Source organism: Pseudoduganella aquatica (assembly GCF_020865585.1).
In the GTDB taxonomy this organism is placed as follows: Bacteria; Pseudomonadota; Gammaproteobacteria; order Burkholderiales; family Burkholderiaceae_D; genus Rugamonas; species Rugamonas aquatica_A.
This window is the reverse complement of record NZ_CP086370.1, coordinates 6,159,415-6,179,996: the sequence shown is the minus strand read 5'-3', so window position 1 is coordinate 6,179,996 and position 20,582 is coordinate 6,159,415. Positions and strand designations below refer to the sequence as shown.

The 20,582-nt window shown below is 65.7% G+C and carries 22 protein-coding genes; 15 read left to right on the top strand and 7 right to left on the bottom strand.

Annotation, left to right across the window (positions count from 1 at the left end):
- The first annotated feature begins 97 nt into the window (after positions 1–97).
- Positions 98–865 carry a lysophospholipid acyltransferase family protein gene (locus KT882_RS27535; protein ID WP_228893817.1) on the top strand — a complete coding sequence of 256 codons (768 nt, stop codon included), beginning with the start codon at positions 98–100 and terminating at the stop codon, positions 863–865.
- A 6-nt stretch (positions 866–871) separates the two neighbouring features.
- Here the strand turns inward: KT882_RS27535 and KT882_RS27530 are convergent, their stop codons facing one another.
- Positions 872–1,729, bottom strand: a complete 858-nt coding sequence (locus KT882_RS27530) for a symmetrical bis(5'-nucleosyl)-tetraphosphatase (RefSeq protein WP_228893816.1) — start codon at positions 1,727–1,729, stop codon at positions 872–874.
- Positions 1,730–1,847: 118 nt separating this feature from the next.
- Here KT882_RS27530 and rfbB point away from each other — a divergent pair, with 118 nt between their 5' ends.
- From rfbB to rfbD, 4 genes are read left to right on the top strand one after another with little or no spacing between them, the layout of a single operon-like run.
- Positions 1,848–2,918 (top strand): dTDP-glucose 4,6-dehydratase, encoded by a 1,071-nt coding sequence (rfbB, locus tag KT882_RS27525; RefSeq protein ID WP_161073831.1) that lies wholly within the window; start codon positions 1,848–1,850, stop codon positions 2,916–2,918.
- The gene (gene rfbA, locus KT882_RS27520; protein ID WP_161073830.1) at positions 2,915–3,817 is read left to right on the top strand and encodes a glucose-1-phosphate thymidylyltransferase RfbA; all 903 of its coding nucleotides are present in this window, start codon (positions 2,915–2,917) and stop codon (positions 3,815–3,817) included. The genes rfbB and rfbA overlap by 4 nt, the downstream gene beginning before the upstream one ends.
- Positions 3,814–4,359: a dTDP-4-dehydrorhamnose 3,5-epimerase gene (gene rfbC, locus KT882_RS27515; RefSeq protein WP_161073829.1), complete on the top strand. Its 546-nt coding sequence runs from the start codon at positions 3,814–3,816 to the stop codon at positions 4,357–4,359. The genes rfbA and rfbC overlap by 4 nt, the downstream gene beginning before the upstream one ends.
- Positions 4,356–5,225, top strand: coding sequence for a dTDP-4-dehydrorhamnose reductase (gene rfbD, locus KT882_RS27510; protein WP_161073828.1), 870 nt, complete (start codon positions 4,356–4,358; stop codon positions 5,223–5,225). The genes rfbC and rfbD overlap by 4 nt, the downstream gene beginning before the upstream one ends.
- A gap of 60 nt (positions 5,226–5,285) precedes the next feature.
- Here the strand turns inward: rfbD and KT882_RS27505 are convergent, their stop codons facing one another.
- Complete coding sequence (locus tag KT882_RS27505; protein WP_228893815.1) at positions 5,286–5,621, bottom strand: hypothetical protein; 336 nt, start codon at positions 5,619–5,621, stop codon at positions 5,286–5,288.
- Between KT882_RS27505 and KT882_RS27500 the strand changes: the two genes are divergently transcribed.
- The 10 genes from KT882_RS27500 (at position 5,581) to KT882_RS27455 (ending at position 15,083) form a co-directional block, all read left to right on the top strand.
- Positions 5,581–6,468 (top strand): MraY family glycosyltransferase, encoded by an 888-nt coding sequence (locus KT882_RS27500; protein ID WP_228893814.1) that lies wholly within the window; start codon positions 5,581–5,583, stop codon positions 6,466–6,468. The two genes, KT882_RS27505 and KT882_RS27500, sit on opposite strands and share 41 nt — an antisense overlap.
- A 65-nt stretch (positions 6,469–6,533) precedes the next feature.
- A complete protein-coding gene (locus KT882_RS27495) occupies positions 6,534–6,842 on the top strand; it encodes an H-NS histone family protein (protein WP_161073826.1) in 309 nt (102 codons plus the stop codon).
- Positions 6,843–6,939: 97 nt separating this feature from the next.
- Positions 6,940–8,322 (top strand): phosphomannomutase/phosphoglucomutase, encoded by a 1,383-nt coding sequence (locus KT882_RS27490; protein WP_161073825.1) that lies wholly within the window; start codon positions 6,940–6,942, stop codon positions 8,320–8,322.
- Positions 8,323–8,336: 14 nt separating this feature from the next.
- Positions 8,337–9,320, top strand: coding sequence for a lipopolysaccharide heptosyltransferase I (waaC, locus tag KT882_RS27485; RefSeq protein WP_228893813.1), 984 nt, complete (start codon positions 8,337–8,339; stop codon positions 9,318–9,320).
- Between the two features lies 1 nt (position 9,321).
- A complete protein-coding gene (gene waaA, locus KT882_RS27480; RefSeq protein ID WP_228893812.1) occupies positions 9,322–10,638 on the top strand; it encodes a lipid IV(A) 3-deoxy-D-manno-octulosonic acid transferase in 1,317 nt (438 codons plus the stop codon).
- Positions 10,639–10,783: 145 nt separating this feature from the next.
- Positions 10,784–12,574: a CIA30 family protein gene (locus tag KT882_RS27475; protein ID WP_228893811.1), complete on the top strand. Its 1,791-nt coding sequence runs from the start codon at positions 10,784–10,786 to the stop codon at positions 12,572–12,574.
- Positions 12,575–12,596: 22 nt separating this feature from the next.
- Positions 12,597–13,715: a sensor histidine kinase gene (locus KT882_RS27470; protein WP_228893810.1), complete on the top strand. Its 1,119-nt coding sequence runs from the start codon at positions 12,597–12,599 to the stop codon at positions 13,713–13,715.
- Between the two features lie 49 nt (positions 13,716–13,764).
- A complete protein-coding gene (locus tag KT882_RS27465) occupies positions 13,765–14,370 on the top strand; it encodes a response regulator transcription factor (RefSeq protein WP_161073820.1) in 606 nt (201 codons plus the stop codon).
- Between the two features lie 68 nt (positions 14,371–14,438).
- A complete protein-coding gene (locus KT882_RS27460) occupies positions 14,439–14,825 on the top strand; it encodes an antitoxin PaaA2 family protein (RefSeq protein ID WP_228893809.1) in 387 nt (128 codons plus the stop codon).
- Between the two features lie 3 nt (positions 14,826–14,828).
- On the top strand, positions 14,829–15,083 hold the full coding sequence (locus KT882_RS27455) for a type II toxin-antitoxin system RelE/ParE family toxin (RefSeq protein ID WP_228893808.1): 255 nt from the start codon (positions 14,829–14,831) through the stop codon (positions 15,081–15,083).
- A gap of 12 nt (positions 15,084–15,095) precedes the next feature.
- Here KT882_RS27455 and KT882_RS27450 read toward each other — a convergent pair whose 3' ends face one another.
- The 5 genes from KT882_RS27450 to glyQ form a co-directional block, all read right to left on the bottom strand.
- Positions 15,096–16,280 (bottom strand): M48 family metallopeptidase, encoded by a 1,185-nt coding sequence (locus tag KT882_RS27450; RefSeq protein WP_228893807.1) that lies wholly within the window; start codon positions 16,278–16,280, stop codon positions 15,096–15,098.
- Entirely contained in the window at positions 16,226–16,918 is a 693-nt protein-coding gene (locus KT882_RS27445; RefSeq protein ID WP_161073877.1) for a lysophospholipid acyltransferase family protein, read from the bottom strand. Before KT882_RS27445 ends, KT882_RS27450 begins: the two co-directional genes overlap by 55 nt.
- A 68-nt stretch (positions 16,919–16,986) precedes the next feature.
- Positions 16,987–17,538, bottom strand: coding sequence for a D-glycero-beta-D-manno-heptose 1,7-bisphosphate 7-phosphatase (gene gmhB / locus KT882_RS27440; RefSeq protein WP_161073818.1), 552 nt, complete (start codon positions 17,536–17,538; stop codon positions 16,987–16,989).
- 13 nt (positions 17,539–17,551) lie between these two features.
- Positions 17,552–19,660, bottom strand: a complete 2,109-nt coding sequence (glyS, locus tag KT882_RS27435) for a glycine--tRNA ligase subunit beta (protein WP_228893806.1) — start codon at positions 19,658–19,660, stop codon at positions 17,552–17,554.
- 13 nt (positions 19,661–19,673) lie between these two features.
- Positions 19,674–20,573, bottom strand: coding sequence for a glycine--tRNA ligase subunit alpha (gene glyQ / locus KT882_RS27430; RefSeq protein ID WP_161073816.1), 900 nt, complete (start codon positions 20,571–20,573; stop codon positions 19,674–19,676).
- Positions 20,574–20,582 lie beyond the last annotated feature (9 nt).

Below are 20,582 nucleotides of genomic sequence, written 5' to 3'. Positions count from 1 at the left end.
CCGCCCGTTTTTTGTCATTTTCAGTTTGGGGTCAGTTCTACCATCGCGTCATGCTTTGCGGCATGACGCGATGGTAGAACTGACCCCGTCTTAAGGTGTGAACATTTTGCTTATTTACCGCTTGCTGCGGGTGGTGCTGCACGTGCTGTACGGCATGACGGTGTGCGCCACCATCTTTCCCTGGATAGGCCTGGAGGCGCGCAACCGCCATATCCGGCGCTGGTCGCGTTCCTTGCTGGCCATCTTCAATGTGACGGTGGAGCTGGCGCCGGACAGCGCGCCGCCGCTGGAGCACGCCATGATCGTGGCCAACCACGTGTCCTGGCTCGATATCTTCGTGGTCGACGCGCTCTATCCCTGCCGCTTCGTGGCCAAGGCGGAGATCCGCTCCTGGCCGCTGGCCGGCTGGCTGGCGGAGAAGGCGGGCACGGTGTTTATCTCGCGCGGCAGCAAGCGCGACCTGCGCAATATCTTCAAGGGCCTGGTGCACAGCCTGCAGGCGGGCGAGCGCGTGGCCTTCTTCCCCGAGGGCACCACGGCGCCGCAGGGCACGCTGCTGCCTTTCCACGCCAATCTGTTCGAGGCGGCGGTGGACGCCAAGGTGATGGTGCAGCCGCTTGCGCTCAGCTATGCGGACGCCGCCGGCGGCCACCATCCGGATGTGGACTTTATCGGCGAGACCACCTTTGCCGAGAGCGTGCTGGCCATCCTGCGCGGCCCGCCGGTGCGTGCGCGCCTGCGCTTTCTGCCAGCCATGGACGCCACCGGCGCCCACCGCCGCGACCTGGCGCAGGCCGCGCATGACGCGGTCTCGGCCGGGCTGGGCATTGCGGCGGAGCCCGGCGGGTTACGCGCGCAGCGCTAACCCGCCCTACTTCTTGCCGGCGTGCTCGCGGTATTCCGGGCACTGCACCTGCATCAGCGTCCTGTCGTCCAGGCATACGGCCGACAGGTAGCCGCCCCACACGCAGCCGGTGTCGAGCGCGATCAGGTTGGGCGTGAGCATCAGCCCCAGCGCGGACCAGTGGCCGAACACCACCGTCGCGTCCTGCGTGCGGCGGCCCGGCACCTCGAACCACGGCATCAGGCCGCTGGCCGGGTCGGCCTTGGCGCTTTCCTTCTGCTTGAAGTCCATCACGCCGTCCATGCTGCAGAAACGCAGCCGCGTCAGCGCGTTGACGATGCAGCGCAGCCGCGCCGGGCCTTGCAGGTCGTCGCGCCAGGCGTCCGGCTGGTTGCCGTACATCTGCGCCAGGAAGCCGGTCCAGCCGGGGCCGCGCAGCGCCGTTTCCACTTCGCCGGCCAGTTCCATCACCTGCTGCGCGTCCCACTGCGGCAGCACGCCGCCGTGCACCAGCAGGTGGCGGCCGCGCTGCAGGGCCATGGGCCGCGTGCGCAGCCAGTCCAGCAGCGCCGCGCCGTCCGGCGCTTCCAGGATGTGCTCCAGCGTGTCCGAGCCGGAAGCGGGGCGGATGCCGTTGGCCACCGCCAGCAGGTGCAGGTCGTGGTTGCCCAGCACGGTGTCGATGCGGCCGTCGCTGGCCACCGCCAGCGCATGCACATAGCGCAGCGTGGCCAGCGAGTCCGGGCCACGGTTGATCAGGTCGCCGGTGAACAGGATGGAGGGCGCCAGCGCGCCGGTGGCCGATTCCTGCGCCAGGATGCGCTCGACCAGGGCGACAGTCTGCTCGTGGCAGCCTTGCAGGTCGCCAATCACATAGGTTTTCATGGATGTTGCGATTAAGGAAATAAATTAATTGTAAGGAGCGCTAATTTCTCGCGGAATCCGGCGAGTTTCACATAAAATCATGCCTACGACTAATTTAACGCTCAGTGCGGGATGCTAAATGATTTTTGTTACAGGCGGTGCGGGCTTTATCGGCTCCAACTTTGTACTTGACTGGCTGGCGCAATCCGATGAGCCTGTCCTTAATTTCGACAAGCTGACGTATGCCGGTAATTTGAATAACCTGGCCACGCTGAAGAGCGACAGCCGCCACGTGTTTGTGCGCGGCGATATCTGCGACCAGGCCCAGGTGCTGGAATTGCTGCGCACCCACAAGCCGCGCGCGATTGTGCATTTTGCGGCGGAAAGCCATGTGGACCGTTCCATCCACGGTCCCGGCGAATTTATCCAGACCAATATCAACGGCACCTTCAGCCTGCTCGAAGCGTCGCGCAGCCACTGGAACGAGCTGCCGGAAACCGAGCGCGCCGCGTTCCGCTTCCTGCACGTGTCCACCGACGAGGTCTACGGCACCCTGGGTCCGGACGACGCGCCCTTCAGCGAAACCACGGCCTACGCGCCGAACAGCCCTTACTCGGCCTCCAAGGCCGCCTCGGACCACCTGGTGCGCTCCTACCACCACACCTACGGCTTCCCCACGCTGACCACCAACTGCTCCAACAACTACGGTCCGTATCACTTCCCCGAGAAGCTGATCCCGCTGATTATCGCCAATGCGCAGGCCGGCAAGCCGCTGCCCATCTACGGCGACGGCCAGCAGGTGCGCGACTGGCTGTATGTGAGCGACCACTGCGCGGCCATCCGCCGTGTGCTGGAAGCGGGCCGCCTGGGCGAGACCTACAACGTGGGCGGCTGGAACGAAATGGCCAACCTGGACGTGGTCCACACCCTGTGCGACATGCTGGACCAGCTCAAGCCCAAGGCGGCAGGCAGCTACCGCGACCAGATCACCTTCGTCAAAGACCGTCCCGGCCACGACCGCCGCTACGCCATCGACGCGCGCAAGCTGGAGCGGGAACTGGGCTGGAAACCGGCCGAGACCTTCCAGACCGGCATCAAGAAAACCGTGCAGTGGTATCTCGACAACCAGGCCTGGGTGGCGGACGTGCAGTCCGGCGGCTACGCCAACTGGGTGGCAACCAATTACTTCAACCGGGACGGCGCGCAATGAGCACTGCAATGAAAACCCGCAAAGGCATTATCCTGGCCGGCGGCTCGGGAACCCGGCTGTATCCGGTCACCATGAGCATCTCCAAGCAGCTGCTGCCGATCTACGACAAGCCGATGATCTACCATCCGCTGACCACGCTGATGCTGGCCGGCATACGCGAGATCCTCATCATCTCCACGCCGCAGGACACGCCGCGCTTCAAGGAGCTGCTGGGCGACGGCAGCCAGTGGGGCATCGAGCTGAGCTACGCCGTGCAGCCGACGCCGGACGGCCTGGCGCAAGCCTTCATCATCGGCCGCGACTTCGTGGGCGACTCGCCGTCCGCGCTTATCCTGGGCGACAACATCTACTACGGCGCCACGCTGGAAGGCGTGCTGCGCAGCGCCAATGCGCGCACCGAGGGCGCCACCGTGTTTGCCTATCACGTGCATGATCCGGAGCGCTACGGCGTGGTCGAGTTCAACGACCAGCAGCAGGCGGTCAGCATCGAGGAAAAGCCGGCCCAGCCCAAGTCGAGCTATGCCGTCACCGGCCTGTATTTCTACGACAGCCAGGTGTGCGATATCGCGGCCGGCATCAAGCCTTCCGCGCGCGGCGAGCTGGAGATCACCGACGTCAACCGCGCCTACCTGGAAGCGCAGCAGCTGACGGTGGAAGTGCTGGGGCGCGGCATGGCCTGGCTGGACACCGGCACCCACGATTCGCTGCTCGACGCGTCGCAATTCATCGCCACCATCGAAAAGCGCCAGGGCCTGAAAGTGGCTTGCCCGGAGGAGATCGCCTACCGCCGCAACTACATCAGCGCCGACCAGCTGCGCGCGCTGGCCGAGCCGCTGAAGAAAAACAACTATGGTCAATATCTGCTGGGCATCCTGGACGATAAGGTAATTTCCCGATGAAAATCTCGGCCACCCCGCTGCAGGGCGTGCTGCTGATCGAACCGACCGTGTTCGGCGACGCGCGCGGCTACTTCTACGAAAGCTTCAACGCGCGCCGTTTCGCCGAATTGACCGGCGTGCAGGCCAGCTTCGTGCAGGACAACCACTCGCGCTCGGCCAAGGGCGTGCTGCGCGGCCTGCATTACCAGATCCAGCAGGCGCAGGGCAAGCTGGTGCGGGTGACGGCCGGCGCCATTTTCGACGTGGTGCTGGACATCCGCCGCAGCTCGCCCACTTTCGGGCGCTGGCACGGGGTGGTGCTGTCGGCCGAGAACAAGCATGAGCTGTGGGTGCCGCCGGGCTTTGCGCACGGCTTCACCGTCACCAGCGACATGGCCGAAGTGCAGTACAAGACCACCGACTACTGGGCGCCCGAGTTCGAGCGCTCGGTGATCTGGAACGATCCCGCCGTGGGCGTGGCGTGGCCGCTGGACGGCGAACCGCTGCTGTCGGCCAAGGACAGGGCCGGCGTGCCGCTGGCGCAGGCGGAAGTGTTCCCATGAAAATCCTGCTGACCGGCTGCAGCGGCCAGGTGGGCTACGAGCTGGAGCGCAGCCTGCAGGGGCTGGGCCAGGTGGTGGCGGTGGACCGCAGCCGCATGGACCTGGCCGACCTGGACCAGGTGCGCGCCGTCATCCGCGAGGTGCAGCCTGGCCTCATCGTCAATCCGGCCGCCTACACGGCGGTGGACAAGGCGGAAAGCGAGCCGGAACTGGCCTTCCGCATCAACGCCGAGGCGCCCGGCGTAATGGCCGAGGAGGCCAGGAAACTGGGCGCGGCCCTGGTGCATTATTCCACCGACTATGTCTTCCCCGGCGGCGATCCCGCGCCGCGCGTGGAGACCGACGCCACCGGCCCCATCAACGTGTATGGCGCCAGCAAGCTGGCCGGCGAGCAGGCCATTGCCGCCTCCGGCGTGCGCCACCTGATCTTCCGCACCAGCTGGGTGTACGGCATGCGCGGCAAGAATTTCCTGCTCACCATGCTGAAGCTGGCGCGCGAACGCGACGAGCTGCGCATCGTGGCGGACCAGCACGGCGCGCCCACTTGGAGCCGCACCATTGCCGACGCCACCGCGCTGGTGCTGGCCAAGGCTGCGGCGGGCGGGGCGGACGGGCAGCAGCCGTGGTGGGAACAGCACGGCGGCATCTACCACCTGAGCAGCCAGGGGCAGACCACCTGGTTCGAGTTCACCCAGGCCATCATCGAGCAGGCCGGCATAGCATGCCGGCTGCAGCCCATCACCAGCGCCGAGTATCCGGTGCCGGCGCGGCGGCCGCACTACTCGGTGCTGTCCTCGCAGCGCCTGGTGCAGCAGCTGGTCCAGCTGCCGCACTGGCGCGAGGCGCTGGCGCTGTGCATGCGCTAGGGCCGGCGGCCGGCGTATGTATCGAATGGTAAGCGCCGGCATGGTGTGCGGCGGTATTTGTTAGAATCCTGCCGCGCCCGGCCTTTCCGCCGGGCTTGCCGTATTGCGGATTACCACGCGCTCCGGAATCTTGTATTGATAAATAATAATGTTTTCATTCTTAGTGAGCTTTATTGCGTCCGCGCTGCTGACCTTGCTGGTCATTAAAGAAGCGAAATTACACGGACCAGCGCTGGATTTGGATTTCGGCGGCGTACAGAAAAACCATGCGCATTCGGTGGCCCGTATCGGCGGGCTGTCGATATTCTTTGCCGTCGCAATAAGCGCGTGCATCTCCATTTGGCGGGTGCCGGCCATGACCAGCTGGATGATGTCGCTGATGGCCTGCGCCTTCATCGCTTTCGCCGGCGGCATTGTGGAAGATTATACGGGCCGGGTCAGCCCCATGCGCCGCCTGCTGCTGACCATGATAGCGGCCTTGCTGGCTTATTTCCTGCTCGACGCGCGCCTGGACCGCATCGATTGGCCATTCTCGGTATGGGCGCTGCCGTATATCTGGCTGGCGCTGCCGCTTTCCGTGCTGGCCGTGGCCGGTATTGCCAACGCCATTAATATTATTGACGGCTTTAATGGCCTGGCCAGCGTGGTGACTATCTGCATGCTGCTCTCGCTGGGCTATGTGGCGCTGCAGGTCAACGATATGTTCGTGCTGGTGGCGGCCCTGATGGTGGCCGGCGCCACCGCCGGTTTCCTGGTGTGGAACTATCCGGTCGGCCTGATCTTCCTGGGCGACGGCGGCGCCTACTTTATCGGCTTTATGCTAGGCGAGCTGGCGCTGCTGCTGGTGGTGCGCAACCCGCAAGTGTCCACCTGGTATGCGGCGCTGCTGCTGATTTATCCGGCTTTTGAAACGCTGTTTTCGGCTTATCGCCGCATGTTTGTCCGGGGCAAATCGCCCACCATGCCGGACGGCATACATTTGCACAGCCTGATATTCCGCCGCATAGTGCAATGGGCGGTGGGCCGCAAGGAAGGCCGCGCTTTATTGCGCCGCAATTCATTGACCTCGCCTTATCTGTGGATGTTTTCATTGATGGCGGTTATTCCCGCCACCATGTTTTGGCGCCATACCTGGGTGCTGATGGTCTTCTGCTTGTTGTTTATGACCAGCTACATCTGGTTATATGCGCGCATCGTGCGATTTAAAGCGCCGCGCTGGATGATACGGCACAAGAAACACTAGAAAATTTGTCATTTTGTAGTATATTTCGATCAGAATCATTTACCCAACCACCAAAGGATAAAGTTATGGATCTGACGAATCTGTCTTCGGCTCAATTGCGCGATCTGCAAAAACAGCTGGAGCGCGAATTAAAGAAACGCGAAAGCGAAGACCTGGCGAAAGCCCGCGAACAGATATTGGCGATTGCGCAATCCGTTGGCGTGCCGGTGAAAGACCTGATCGGCGGCGCGGTGCGTCCTAAAACCGGTTCGGTGGCCGCGCGCTACCGCAATCCGGCCGACAGCTCGCAGCAATGGACCGGCCGCGGCCGCCAGCCCAAGTGGGTCAAAGAGTGGGTGGATTCCGGCAAGGCGCTGGACGGCCTGCGTATCTGACGCCCCGGGGCGCTTGGCGCCCCCGTTACAGGTTATACTGACAATGATGTGCCCGCACTTGTGCGGGCCGCTTTTTTATTAAACTTCCGAAATCTCTATGGTCTCCCTGTCTAAATCGATCTTCAAAGCCTACGACATCCGCGGCATCATCGGCAAAACACTGGACGCCGGCGTCGCTAAACAAATCGGCCACGCCTTCGGCCTGGCCGCCGCCGCCAAGGGCGAGCGCAGCGTGGTCATCGGCCGCGACGGCCGCCTGTCCGGCCCCGAGCTGACCGCCGCGCTGGCGCAAGGCCTGCAGTCGGCCGGCGTGGACGTGATCGACCTGGGCGTGGTGGCCACCCCGATGGTGTACTTCGGCACCAATGTGCTGAACGCCAATTCGGGCATCATGGTGACCGGCAGCCACAATCCGCCGGACTACAACGGCTTCAAGATGGTGCTGGCGGGCGAAGCCATCCACGGCGAAGCCATCACCGGCCTGTACGAATCCATCCTGGCCAATGCCGGCAAGGTGGCGGCCGTGCCGGGCGCCTACAGCACCTACGACATCCGCGCCGAGTACCTGGCGCGCATCATCGGCGACGTGAAGATCGCGCGTCCGATCAAAATCGCGGTCGACTGCGGCAACGGCGTGGCCGGCGCCTTCGCGGGCGACCTGTATCGTGGCATGGGCTGCGAAGTGGTGGAGTTGTTCTGTGAAGTGGACGGCACCTTCCCCAACCACCACCCGGATCCTGCCCACCCCGAGAACCTGCAGGACCTGATCCGCGCGCTGCAAGAGACCGACGCCGAAATCGGCCTGGCCTTCGACGGCGACGGCGACCGCCTGGGCATCGTCACCAAGGACGGCCAGATCATCTACCCGGACCGCCAGATGATGCTGTTCGCGCAGGACGTGCTGACCCGCCATCCGGGCGAACAGATCCTGTACGACGTGAAGTGCACGCGCCACCTTGCCCCGTTCATCGAAAAGAGCGGCGGCGTGCCGTTGATGTACAAGACCGGCCACTCGCTGGTGAAGGCCAAGCTGAAGGAAACCGGCGCCCCGCTGGGCGGCGAAATGAGCGGCCACATCTTCTTCAAGGACCGCTGGTACGGCTTCGACGACGGCCTGTACTCGGGCGCGCGCATGCTGGAGATCCTGACCCGCGAAGCCGACCCGTCGGCGCTGTTGAACTCCCTGCCGCAGTCGGACAGCACGCCCGAGCTGCACCTGCACCTGAAGGAAGGCGAGAACTTCATCGTCATGGACAAGCTGCGCAGCGACGCCAAGTTCCCCGGCAATGAGCGCATCATCACCATCGACGGCCTGCGCGTGGAATACGCGGACGGCTTCGGCCTGGCGCGCTCCTCGAACACCACGCCGGTGATCGTGATGCGCTTCGAAGCCGAAACCCCGGAAGCGCTGGCGCGCATCCAGGGCGAATTCAAGCGCGTGATCCTGGCCGCCAAGCCGGACGCCGAGCTGCCTTACTAAAGCACTAAAGCACGATGAAAATTCTGCTGGTGCGCGTCTCCTCCCTGGGGGACGTGCTGCACAACATGCCCATCGTGGCCGATATTGCGCGCCATTATCCGGACGCGCAGATCGACTGGGTGGTGGAGGAGGGCTACGTGAGCCTGGTGCGGCTGAACGGGCGGGTGCGCAACATCATCCCGTTCGCGCTGCGGCGCTGGCGCAAGAGCCTGGGCAAGCCGGAAACGCGCGCCGAGATCAAAGCCTTCTTCCGCACGCTGCGCGCCGAGCAGTACGATTTCGTGTTCGACACCCAGGGCCTGCTCAAGACCGGCATCATCATGGGCGCTGCCCGCGTGGTGAAGGGCGGGCAGAAGGTGGGCCTGGCCAACGGCAGCGAAGGCTCGGGCTACGAAGGCATCTCGCGCTTCTTCCACACCAAAAGCATTCCGCTCGACCCGCGCACGCACGCCGTTGCGCGCGGCCGCCTGGTGGTGGGCGCGGCGCTGGGCTACGACGCGAACACCCCGGCCGACTTCGGCCTGCCTGCCGTGTCGCCGTCCGACCCGCGCCCCGATTGGATGCCGGCCGGGCCGTATGTGGTCTACTTCCACGGCACCGCGCGCGACGCCAAGAAATGGGCGCCGGCCAGCTGGATAGAACTGGGCGCCGCGCTGGCTCCCATGGCCATACTGCTGCCCTGGGGCTCGGCGAAAGAAAAGGCCGAAGCCGAAGCGCTGGCCGCCAGCCTGCCCAACGCGCGCCTGCTGCCCAAGCTGTCCATGGCGGACGCGGTGCTGCTGGCCCGCCACGCGGCGCTGGCCGTGGGCGTGGACACCGGCCTGACCCACATCGCGGCCGCCTTCACCACGCCGACGGTGGAAATCTACGCCGACTCGCCGCGGTGGAAAACCGAGGGCAACTGGTCGCCCAAGATCATCAACCTGGGCGACCGCGGCACGCCGCCGTCCGTGGCCGAAGTGCTGGCCGCCGCGCGCTCTCTGCTTTCCGCGCACTGACATGCTGAGACTCTATTCCCTGATATGGTGGCTGGCCATGCCGCTGGTGCTGGGCCGCCTGTGGTGGCGCGGGCGCAAGGAAGCGGGCTACCGCGCGCACTGGAATGAACGGCTGGCCGTCTACCGTCCGCGCGCCGCCAACGACGAGCCGCACACCATTTGGGTGCACGCCGTGTCGGTGGGCGAGACGCGCGCCGCCGAGCCGCTGGTGGACGCGCTGCTGAAGGAATATCCGCGCAGCCGCATCGTCATGACGCATATGACGCCGACCGGCCGCGCCACCGGCAAGCAGCTGTTCGGCAAGCACGGCGCGCGCCTGGCGCAGGCCTATCTGCCGTATGACACCATCACCATGGTGCGCCGCTTCATCCGCCACTTCGAACCGCGCATCTGCATACTGATGGAAACCGAAGTCTGGCCCACGCTGATCGCCGAGTCCGGCAAGGCCGGCGTGCCTGTGGTGCTGGCCAATGCACGCCTGTCCGAGCGCTCGCTGCGCAAGGCCAAGAAACTGGGCACGCTGATGGCGCAGGCCGCGCGCGGCATCACCCTGGTGGCCGCGCAAACCGATGCGGACGCCGAACGCGTGCGTTCGCTGGGCGTGCAGCAGGTGGCCGTCACCGGCAGCATCAAGTTCGACGTGGTGGTGCCCGCCGCCGCGCTGGCCGTGGGCGCAGGCCTGCGCGCGCAGATCGGCGCCCATGGCGCGCGGCCCGTTATGCTGTGCGCCAGCACGCGCGAAGGCGAAGAGGAACCGATACTGGACGCCTTCCGCGCCGCGCTGGCGGCCGGCACGCTGCCGGCGGAGACCTTGCTGCTGCTGGTCCCGCGCCATCCCCAGCGTTTCGATGAAGTGGAGCAGATGGTGTCGGCGCGGGGCCTGTCCGTGCAGCGCCGCAGCGCGCTGGCGCAGCCCGGCGCCGGCGTGGCCGCTGCCACGCAAGTCCTGCTGGGCGACTCCATGGGAGAAATGTTCGCCTACTACGCCGTCTGCGATCTGGCCTTTATCGGCGGCAGCCTGCAGCCGCTGGGCGGCCAGAACCTGATCGAAGCCGCCGCGCTGGGCAAGCCGGTGCTGATCGGCGAGCACACCTTCAACTTCGCGCTGGTGACCGAGCAGGCCGTGGAAGCAGGCGGCGCCGCCCGCATCGCCAGCGCCGAAGACCTGATGCAGCAAGCCGCCGGCCTGCTGCGCGACGACGTCGCCCGCACCGCCATGGGCCACAGCGCGCAAGGCTTCGCCAACCAGCACCGGGGCGCCACCCAGCGCACGCTGGCCTTGCTGCCGGCCCTGCTGTCCCAGGAAGCGCACGCCTGACATTTGTCATCCCCAACTGGTGTCAGTTTGCGCTGGTGCGGCGATATAAAAAAATCCATACTCGAGGCACTCATCGCCCCGTAGGGCGGGTTAGGCCGGCAGGCCGTAACCCGCCGCAGGGTCCGTACCAACCTGGAGACCCAGTATGAAATCCCGCCATCAATTATTGCTGCTCGCCGCCTTGTGCTCATCTCCCGCCTGGGCCGACACCTGGCTGATCCAGAATGCCCGCGTGTTCGACGGCGAGCGCATGCACGCCAGCCGCTCCGTGCTGGTGGAAGGCGCGAAAATCGCCGATGCCGATTTCCGCGGCGCGGCGCCCGCAGGCGCCAAGATCGTCGACGGCAAAGGCCGTACGCTGCTGCCCGGCCTGATCGATTCCCACGTCCACGCCTACCGCCATTTCGAACTGCCGCTGCTGTTCGGCGTGACCACGCAGATCGACATGTTCACCGGCGTCTCCATCATGCAGGACGCCACGCGCCGCATGCGCGAAGGCAGCAACGCCGACCAGGCCGACCTGTACTCGGCCGGCACGCTGGCCACCGCGCCCGGCGGCCACGGCACCGAATACGGCATGGCCATCCCCACGCTGACCAAGCCCGAGGAAGCGCAAGCCTTCGTAGACGCGCGCATCGCCGAAGGCTCCTACTTCATCAAGATCGTCATGGAGGCGGGCCACCCCGGCCGCGCCTTCCAGTCGCTGGATGCGGCCACCGTGAGGGCGCTGATCGAGGCGGCGCACAAGCGCGGCAAGCTGGCCGTGGTCCACATCAGCACCTTGGCGGACGCCCGCACGGCGCTGGAAGCGGGCGCGGACGGCCTGGTGCACCTGTTCCTGGGCGAGCAGATTTCGCCGCAGGACCTGGACAGCTTCGCCAAGCTGGCGCGCGCGAAGAAGGCCTTCGTCATTCCCACTTTCAGCGTCATGGAGAGCATTGCCGGGCTGCCGGCAGCGGACATTATCGGCGACGCATCCGCCGCCGCGCTGCTGAACAAGCTGCAGAAATCCGAACTGGCCAACGGCTACGGCAAGCAGGCCAGGCCCCAGATGATGGCCGCGCCCAAAGCCGTCACGGCCGCGCTGCGCAAGGCGGGCGTGCCGCTGCTGGCCGGCACCGACGCAGGCAATGCAGGCACGCAGTACGGCGCCAGCCTGCACCACGAAATGCTGTCGCTTACGCAGGCCGGGCTGACGCCGGCCGAAGCGCTGGCGGCGGCCACCTCGGTTCCCGCGCAGGCGTTCAAACTGCCGTCGCGCGGCCGCATCGCCAAAGGCTACAAGGCCGACCTGCTGCTGGTGGACGGCGACCCCGGCGCCGACATCGGCGCCACGCGGCGCATCGTCCAGGTGTGGAAGGACGGCGCGCAGGTGACGGGCCTGCGCGACGCGCAGCGCGCCAAGGTGGCGCAGGAACTGCAAGGCACGCCGGGCCAGGTGCTGCCCGCCGACGGCCGTATCAGCCTGTTCAGCAAGGACAAGCTGGCCAGCCCCTTCGGCGCCGGCTGGATGCCATCGAACGACGCCTTCATGGGCGGCAAATCCACCGTCAGCCTGAAGCCGCTAGACGGCCCGGACGGCGTGCTGCAAGTGGACGCCAGCGTGGCGCCCGGCTTCGCCTATCCCTTCGCGGGGCTGGCCTTCATGCCCGGCGCGCAGCCCATGCAGGCGGCCAACCTGAGCGGCGCCAAGGTGCTCCGCTTCCGCGTGCGCGGCGACGGCCAGCGCTACGGTGTTTCCATTATGAGCCAGGGCGGCAATATCCCGGTCAGCCAGCCTTTCACGGCGGAGGCGGAGTGGCGCGAAGTGAGCCTGGCGCTGGACGCCTTCAAGGGCGTGGACACGGCGGCCATCACCATGATCTCGTTCAGCGCCGGCCCCAAGCCGGGCGCTTATCAATTCCAGATCAGCGACGTGCGCTTGCTGGCACAATAAGCGTATTCGATAGGGAGAACGCATGCGGCTGATACGGCGATGGATAGAAGGACCATGGGTACCGCCCCAGGTGGGGCGCGCGCCCTACCTGTGGGTGGCGTCGCTGGCATTCTTCGGCTGGAAGTACCTGTACGTGGATGCCTACGCGCTGGAGTTTGTCCTGCTGGCGCTGACCTTGATCCTGTTCGTGCCGGTCTATTTCGGCAGCTTCTGGTACACCGGGCGCGAGGCTGCGCCCTTCATCGCGGTCTCCTTTGCGCTGGGCGTGGCATGGTCGCCGTTCAACTTCGGCGCGAGCACCTTCTTCATCTTCTCCGCCGCCATGTGCTCGCGCCTGGGTCAGCCACGCCTGGCCTACGCCTGCCTGGCGGCCATACTGGTTTCCGCCACCGCCCTGGCGATGGCGCTGAAGCTGCCGTTCAGCTTCCTCATTCCCACGCTGGCCACCGGCGCGCCGGTGGGCATCGCCTCCATCATGGACGCGCAGGTGCGCAACTCGCGCAAGCAGCTGCTGCTCAAGCAGGAGGAAGTTGAGCACATGGCGCGCATCGCCGAACGCGAACGCATTTCGCGCGACATGCACGACTTGCTGGGCCACAGCCTGTCGCTGATTACGCTCAAGGCCGAACTCGCGGGCCGCCTGCTGGACCGCGACCCCGCCGCCTGCCGCGCCGAGATCAAGGATATCGAAGCGAGCGCGCGCCACGCGCTGGCCGAAGTGCGCAGCGCCGTCAGCGGCTACCGCGAAACCGGCTTTACCCACGAGCTCGAGCGCGCCCGCGCCGCGCTGTCCGCAGCGGGCGTAACGCTGCATGCGGACGCGCCGTCGCTGGCCATGCCCGCCACGGCGGAGAACGTGCTGGCGCTGGCCTTGCGCGAAGCGGTCACGAACATCCTGCGCCACGCCGGGGCCACGCACTGCGAAGTCAGCCTGGGCATGCAGGGCGGGCTGATCGTGTTCCGCATCAGCGACAACGGCAAGGCGGCGCAGGCCGGGGCGGTAGTGGAGGGCAACGGCTTGCGCGGCATGCAGGAACGCGTGGCGCAGCTGGGCGGCTGGCTGGGCATGCAGTTTGAACAGGGCATGTCGCTGGAGCTGCGGCTGCCAATGGAGCGCGCTGCGCAAGGAGGAAAACCGTGATAGTGATGTTGAACCCCGCAGGTCCGGCAACGCCGCCGGGAGCATGCGCATGATACGTGTGCTGATCGCCGAAGACCAAGCCTTGCTGCTGGGCGCCCTGGCCGCGCTGCTGCGCCTGGAGGACGACCTGGAAGTGGTGGGCCAGGCCCGCAACGGCCAGGAAGCGCTGGCGCTGTGCGGCACGCTCAAGCCGGACGTGGTGCTGACCGATATCGAAATGCCGCTGATGACGGGGCTGGAGCTGGCCGCCGCGCTGCGCGATCAGGGCGCCGCCACCAAGGTCGTCATCGTCACCACTTTCGCGCGCTCGGGTTATTTGCGGCGCGCCATGGCGGCCGGTGTGCGCGGCTATTTGCTGAAAGACGCCCCGGCCGAAACGCTGGCCGCCGCCATCCGCAGCGTGCACGAAGGCGGACGCGCGATCGCGCCCGAGCTGGCGCTGGAAAGCTGGAGCGGCGGCGAGGATCCGCTGAGCGAAAGGGAGCGGCAGGTGCTGCGGCTGGCCGGCGAAGGCCGCAGCGGCGCCGAGATCGCGCGCCAGCTGCACCTGTCCGAAGGCACGGTGCGCAACTACCTGTCCGAAGCCATCAGCAAGCTCAACGCCGGCAACCGCGTCGAAGCCTTCCGCCTCGCCCGCGACGCGGGCTGGCTTTGATGCACGTCGAAGCGGTATGCATGCCGTTTGCTATACTCGAAACCTAAAGCGCCAAGGCGGGAGAGCCAATGGATACGATTGCTGAAACGATCAGCCAGGCAGAACTGGTTGAACTGATCCGGCGCGAAGCGTCGCTGACCGGCAGGAAAAATGGCTGGCATCTGATTGTGACGATGGACTCCGGGCGGCGCGTGCTGGCTGGACCAGGAGGAAGCGCACAGCTGTTCCCGACGTTGGAAACGGCTGCGGCGCGCATGCACGGCCTGGGGATTACCGCGTTTCGCGTTGACACTGCTGGCGCCAGTTTTCCTCCCGATCCTGCTTACGAAGCCTGGTTTCGCCAGCAAGTCCAGGATTCCCTGGATGATACATCTCCTACCATTGCCCACTCCGAAGTGGAAGACCAGTTTGCCGCTAAGCGCGCTGCGTTAAAACGGAAGATGGCCGGAGGCTAAGCTATGGTTCCGCGCTGGCGAGCAAAGGCAGTGCGGGACCGCGAAAAGCTTTTCGATTTCATTGCAGCGCTTAGCCCTCAGGGCGCTTTGCACGTCGATGTGGAAATTTCACGCGCAGTTGCACTGCTGGCTGGTAGCCCGGAGCTTGGACGCAAAGGGCGGGTGAAAGCGACGCGCGAGTACGTCGTCACGCCCAACCTCATCCTGGTTTATCGCCTTAGGCCAAGCTTCAGATCCTCGAAATCGTGCGCCTGCTAGGCGCTCGCCAGCTTAGTTGAACAGCGTGGGCAGTTCCTGCGCGCGCTTGCGCAGCAGGGACTTGGCTTCGTCGTAGGCGGGGTAGATGCGGCCGACGGCGGCCCAGAATTGCGGGCTGTGGTTCATTTCCAGGATGTGCGCCAACTCGTGCGCCACCACGTAGTCGATCAGCGGCAGCGAGAAGTGGATCAGGCGCCAGTTCAGGCGGATCACGCGCTGCGCCGTGCAGGAGCCCCAGCGCGTGCCGGCCGAGGTCAGTGCGAAGGCGCTGTATTCCACCCCCAGCCGCGCCGCATACAGGTCCAGGCGCTGCTCGAACAGCACCTTGGCCTGCTGCTGCATCCATGCGCGCACGCGCTCCTTGAGCAGGGTCTCCGTGGCGCCCTGCACCAGCCCCATATGCAGCTCGCGCGTGTCGGCGTTGTAGTCGGTGCGGTTGCGGGTGGCCGTGTACAGGCGCAGTTTCAATTCGCCGCCCAGGTAGGGTAGCACGGCGCCGTCTTCCCATGCCACCGGCGGCTTTTCCAGCCGCGCCGCGCGCCGTTCGCGCCGTTCATCGAGCTTGGTGATGATCCAGTGCTGCTTGGCGCGGATGGCGTTGTCGATTTCGGCCACGCTGACGCGCTTGGGCGCGGTCACGCGCAGGCCGTCGTCGTCGATCATGAAGCCGATGGAGCGGCGCGTGGAGCGGCGCAGCGTGTATTCCAGGATGAACTGGCCCACCAGCAGCTGGCGGCGCGGCAGCGCGTCCACCGGCGGCGCTGGCGGCTCGGGCGCGCGCACAGGCACCGGCACGGGCGGCGGGCGCAGCAGATTGGCGCTCGGCGGCGCATGCGCGTCGCCGTTAGCCGAAGGATCAGGCCTTGAAACAGGAACGGTCGGGAAGGGCGGAGCGGCTGGTGTTGCTGGGGATGCGGCGGCGGGTGAAGCAGCAGGTGTCGCGGGTGTGGCAATGGCGGGGCGCGGCGCCTGCCAGGTGGACGGTGCGGGGACGGGCATGGGGGACGACGGCGGATGCATCACCGCCGCATTGGCGGCGGGACCGGCAGGACGCGATGCGGCGCCCGGCGTGCTTTCTCCGAACAGGTCAAGCTGCCCCTCGTCGGCCTTGGCGGCCGGCCTGGCGGCGGTGGCCAGGTCGTCTAGCCAGCGCTGTAGGCGTGGGGCGAAATGACGCGCATTTCTGATTCTATCCACTGTTCCACCTGCTCCATCAGCTCGTCCGGACTGCGTCCTTCCGAGGAAATCGGCTTGCCGACGGAGACCGTCACCTTGCCGGGCTTTTTGATAAATGAATTCTTGGGCCAGCATTCGCCCGAGTTCAGCGCGATCGGCACCACCATGGCGCCGGTCTCGATCGCCAGGCGCGTGCCGCCGCTCTTGTACTTGCCGGTCTGGCCCACCGGGATGCGGGTGCCTTCCGGGAACATGATAATCCACAGGCCTGCCTTCAGGCGGCGCTTGCCGTGCGCGACCACCTGCTTGAAGGCGTTCTTGCCCTGCTTGCGGTCGATGGGAATCATGCGCAGCGCGGCGATGCCCCAGCCGAAGAAGGGAATGTAGAGGATCTCTTTCTTGAACACGAACACCAGCGGGCGCGGCAGGCTGCACAGCAGGAAGATGGTCTCCCACGCCGACTGGTGCTTGGACAGCACCACGGCCGGCGCGTCCGGGAAGTTTTCCCAGCCCTTGATTTCGTATTCGATGCCGCAAATGACCTTGGCGCACCAGATGACGAACACATTCCAGCGCGAGACCACGAAGTAGCGCTTGGCATACGGTAGCGGCGTTGCCAGCATGCAGACGACGCACCAGATGATGGTGGCGATCGCCATGACGACGGCGAATATCAAGGAACGCAGAAACAGTACAGGCTTACCCAATGCGATACTCCAAAATCAAATCAGTTGGCGGCGGCGGGGGATTTCAGCAAATGGTCCACCATGGCCGCCAGGTTGGCGAAGACCATTGTACCGGGTGGCAGGCCGCCCGTGGCATTGGTTTTTTCACCTTTTCCGGTCAACACCAGGTAGGGCGCGCAGCCGCTGATGAATCCGGCCTGCAGGTCGCGCAGCGAATCGCCCACGGTGGGCACGCCTTTCAGGTTGACGTTGTAGCGCTTGGAGATCTCGGCGAACATGCCCGGCTTGGGCTTGCGGCAGTCGCAATTGTCCGCCGCCGCGTGCGGGCAGAAGAAAATCGCCTCGATCTCGGCGCCCACCTGCTGCGCCAGCATGTGCATCTTCTGGTGGATGGCGTTGAGCACCGTCATGTCGAAGTACTCGCGCGCGATGCCGGACTGGTTGGACGCCACCACCACGCGGTAGCCCGCCTGGTTCAGGCGGGCGATGGCCTCCAGCGATCCCGGCACCGGGATCCACTCGGCGGGCGACTTGATGAAGTCCGGCGAATCATGGTTGATCACGCCGTCCCGATCAAGGATGATCAGCTTCATCGCGACGCCCATCTTATGCCGCCAGTTTCGAGATGTCGGCCACGCGGTTCATCATGCCGTGCAGCGAGGACAGCAGCGCCAGGCGGTTGTTGCGCAGGGCGACATCCTCGGCCATCACCATCACGTCGTTGAAGAAGGCATCCACGTCGTCGCGCAGCTGGGCCAGCGTTTTCAGCGTGCCGGCGAAGTCGCCTTTTGCGAAGGCGGCGTCCACTTCCGGCTGCACGCGCACGATGGCGGCGTGCAGGCTCTTCTCGGCGGCGTCCTGCAGCAGGGCGGCATTGATGCCCGCGCCGCCGGTTTGCGCCAGGGCTTCTTCGTTCTTCTTGAGGATGTTGGTGATGCGCTTGTTGGCGCCGGCCAGCGAGGCCGATTCCGGCAGCGCGGCGAAGGCCTGCACGGCCTCCAGGCGCTGCACGATGTCGTCCAGGCGGTCCGGATTTTGCGCAACCACGGCTTCGATCTCGTTCGGCGTGAAGCCGCGCTCGCGCAGGATGCCGCGCAGGCGGTCCAGCATGAAGGCTGCCACGTCGGCGGTCGGGTCCTTGAAGCCGGCCACGGAAGCGAACTGCCTGGCGGCGTCGGCCAGCAGGCCGGAAATCGACAGCGGCAAACGCTTCTCGATCAGCATGCGCAGCACGCCCAGGGCGTGGCGGCGCAGCGCGAACGGGTCCTTGTCGCCGGTTGGCGCCAGGCCGATGGCCCAGATGCCCACCAGGGTTTCCAGCTTGTCGGCCAGGGCCACGGCGGTACCGGTGGCGGTGGCTGGCAGGGCGTCGCCCGCGAAGCGCGGCTGGTAGTGCTCGGAAGCGGCCAGCGCCACGTCTTCATGCTCGCCGTCGTGGCGCGCGTAGTAGGTACCCATGATGCCTTGCAGCTCAGGGAACTCGCCCACCATGTCGGTCAGCAGGTCGGCCTTGGACAGGCGCGCTGCGCGCTCGGTCAGGGCCACGTCCGCCCCCAGCTTGCCCGCGATGGCGCCGGCCAGCGCGGTCACGCGCTCGCTGCGCTCGGCTTGCGTGCCCAGCTTGTTGTGGTAGACCACGTTCTTCAGCAGCGGCAGGCGCGATTCCAGGGTCTTCTTCTTGTCCTGCTCGAAGAAGAACTTGGCGTCGGACAGGCGCGGGCGCACCACGCGCTCGTTGCCGCCGATGATGGCGTCCGGCGTGCCGGTTTCGATGTTGGACACGATCAGGAAGCGCGAACGCAGCTTGCCGGCCGCGTCGGTCAGCGCGAAGTATTTCTGGTTGGTCTGCATGGTCAGGATCAGGCATTCCTGCGGCACGGCCAGGAACTCTTCCTCGAAGCGGCATTCGTACACCACCGGCCATTCCACCAGCGCGGTCACTTCGTCCAGCAGCGATTCAGGCATCAGCACCTGGTCGGCGCCGGCCTTTTCCAGCAGCGAGGCGCGGATCTTTTCCTTGCGCGCTTCCACGCCCGGCACAACCTTGCCCTGTTCGGCCAGCACGGCTGCGTACGCGTCGGCATTGGCCACGGTTACATTGCGCGCGCCGGGTGCGGTCAGGAAGCGGTGGCCTTCGGTCACGTTGGACGCGGTCAGGCCCAGCAGCGTCAAAGGCAGCACGTCGGCGCCATGCAGCGCGATCAGGCTGTGCGCGGGGCGCACGAACTGCACGGTGCTGCCGTCCGGACGCTGGTAGCTCATTACTTTGGGAATCGGCAGCTTGGCCACGGATTCTTCCAGCGCGGCCTGCGCGCCGGCCAGCAGCTGCGAGCCCGGCGCGGTGTAGGTGTAGAAGAAGCTCTCGGCCTTGCCGTCCTGCGCTCGTTCCAGGTCGGCTACGGTCAGGTCGGGGAAGCCCAGCGCGGCCAGCTTCTTGGCCAGCGGCGCGCTCGGGTTGCCGTCCTTGTCCAGCGCCACCGACACCGGCAGCACTTTTTCGCGGATCGACTTGTCCGGCGAGGTGGCGCGCACCTTGGTGATGGAGACGGCCAGGCGGCGCGGCGTGGCGTGCACGGTGGCGGCGCTGTCTTCTTCCAGGAAGTCGCGCGATTTCAGGCCGTTGACGATGCCGGAGGCGAAAGCGGCGCCCAGTTTGGCCAGCGCTTTCGGCGGCAGTTCTTCGGTCAGCAGTTCAATTAACAGGGTCTGGTTCATGTCGTTCTAATCTTTAAGCTGCTGGGGCCATCGGGAAGCCGAGGCGTTCGCGGGAATCGTAGTAGGCCTGCGCCACGAGGCGCGACAGGGCGCGCACGCGGCCGATGTAGGCGGCGCGTTCGGTCACCGAGATGGCGCCGCGCGCGTCCAGCAGGTTGAAGCTGTGCGACGCTTTCATGATCTGCTCGTAGGCCGGCAGCGTCAGTTGCAGCTCGATCAGGCGCTTGGCTTCGGACTCGTGATTGTTGAACTGCGCGAACAGCAGCTCGGTGTTCGAGTGCTCGAAGTTGTAGGCCGACTGCTCCACTTCGTTCTGGTGGAACACGTCGCCGTACTTCAGCGTTTTCGTGACCCCATTTTCCTCCCACTGCGTCCACACCAGGTCGTACATATTCTCCACGCCCTGCAGATACATGGCCAGGCGTTCGATGCCGTAGGTGATTTCGCCCAGCACCGGCTTGCAGTCGAGGCCGCCCACTTGCTGGAAGTAGGTGAACTGGGTCACTTCCATGCCGTTCAGCCAGACTTCCCAGCCCAGGCCCCAGGCGCCCAGGGTCGGGCTTTCCCAGTCGTCTTCAACAAAGCGCACATCGTTCTGCTTCAGGTCCAGGCCCAGCGCTTCCAGCGAACCCAGATACAGGTCCAGGATGTTTTCCGGCGCAGGCTTCATCACCACCTGGTACTGGTAGTAGTGCTGGCCGCGGTTCGGGTTCTCGCCATAGCGGCCGTCTTTCGGGCGGCGCGAAGGCTGCACGTAGGCCGCGCGCCAAGGCTCGGGGCCGATCGCGCGCAGGAAAGTACCGGTGTGGAAAGTGCCGGCGCCGACTTCCATGTCATAGGGCTGGAGCAGGGCGCAACCCTGCTTGTCCCAGTAGGATTGCAGCGTCAGGATGATTTGTTGAAATGTGAGCATCGTTATTCT

What these genes read in the sequence shown, in the direction of transcription:
- KT882_RS27530 (WP_228893816.1), bottom strand. Translation starts at nt 1,729, where the DNA reads ATGAAAACCTATGTGATTGGCGACCTGCAAGGCTGCCACGAGCAGACT.
- rfbB (WP_161073831.1), top strand. Translation starts at nt 1,848, where the DNA reads ATGATTTTTGTTACAGGCGGTGCGGGCTTTATCGGCTCCAACTTTGTA.
- rfbA (WP_161073830.1), top strand. Translation starts at nt 2,915, where the DNA reads ATGAGCACTGCAATGAAAACCCGCAAAGGCATTATCCTGGCCGGCGGC.
- rfbC (WP_161073829.1), top strand. Translation starts at nt 3,814, where the DNA reads ATGAAAATCTCGGCCACCCCGCTGCAGGGCGTGCTGCTGATCGAACCG.
- rfbD (WP_161073828.1), top strand. Translation starts at nt 4,356, where the DNA reads ATGAAAATCCTGCTGACCGGCTGCAGCGGCCAGGTGGGCTACGAGCTG.
- KT882_RS27500 (WP_228893814.1), top strand. Translation starts at nt 5,581, where the DNA reads ATGACCAGCTGGATGATGTCGCTGATGGCCTGCGCCTTCATCGCTTTC.
- KT882_RS27505 (WP_228893815.1), bottom strand. Translation starts at nt 5,621, where the DNA reads ATGAAGGCGCAGGCCATCAGCGACATCATCCAGCTGGTCATGGCCGGC.
- KT882_RS27495 (WP_161073826.1), top strand. Translation starts at nt 6,534, where the DNA reads ATGGATCTGACGAATCTGTCTTCGGCTCAATTGCGCGATCTGCAAAAA.
- KT882_RS27490 (WP_161073825.1), top strand. Translation starts at nt 6,940, where the DNA reads ATGGTCTCCCTGTCTAAATCGATCTTCAAAGCCTACGACATCCGCGGC.
- waaC (WP_228893813.1), top strand. Translation starts at nt 8,337, where the DNA reads ATGAAAATTCTGCTGGTGCGCGTCTCCTCCCTGGGGGACGTGCTGCAC.
- waaA (WP_228893812.1), top strand. Translation starts at nt 9,322, where the DNA reads ATGCTGAGACTCTATTCCCTGATATGGTGGCTGGCCATGCCGCTGGTG.
- KT882_RS27475 (WP_228893811.1), top strand. Translation starts at nt 10,784, where the DNA reads ATGAAATCCCGCCATCAATTATTGCTGCTCGCCGCCTTGTGCTCATCT.
- KT882_RS27470 (WP_228893810.1), top strand. Translation starts at nt 12,597, where the DNA reads ATGCGGCTGATACGGCGATGGATAGAAGGACCATGGGTACCGCCCCAG.
- KT882_RS27465 (WP_161073820.1), top strand. Translation starts at nt 13,765, where the DNA reads ATGATACGTGTGCTGATCGCCGAAGACCAAGCCTTGCTGCTGGGCGCC.
- KT882_RS27460 (WP_228893809.1), top strand. Translation starts at nt 14,439, where the DNA reads ATGGATACGATTGCTGAAACGATCAGCCAGGCAGAACTGGTTGAACTG.
- KT882_RS27455 (WP_228893808.1), top strand. Translation starts at nt 14,829, where the DNA reads ATGGTTCCGCGCTGGCGAGCAAAGGCAGTGCGGGACCGCGAAAAGCTT.
- KT882_RS27445 (WP_161073877.1), bottom strand. Translation starts at nt 16,918, where the DNA reads ATGGCGATCGCCACCATCATCTGGTGCGTCGTCTGCATGCTGGCAACG.
- gmhB (WP_161073818.1), bottom strand. Translation starts at nt 17,538, where the DNA reads ATGAAGCTGATCATCCTTGATCGGGACGGCGTGATCAACCATGATTCG.
- glyS (WP_228893806.1), bottom strand. Translation starts at nt 19,660, where the DNA reads ATGAACCAGACCCTGTTAATTGAACTGCTGACCGAAGAACTGCCGCCG.
- glyQ (WP_161073816.1), bottom strand. Translation starts at nt 20,573, where the DNA reads ATGCTCACATTTCAACAAATCATCCTGACGCTGCAATCCTACTGGGAC.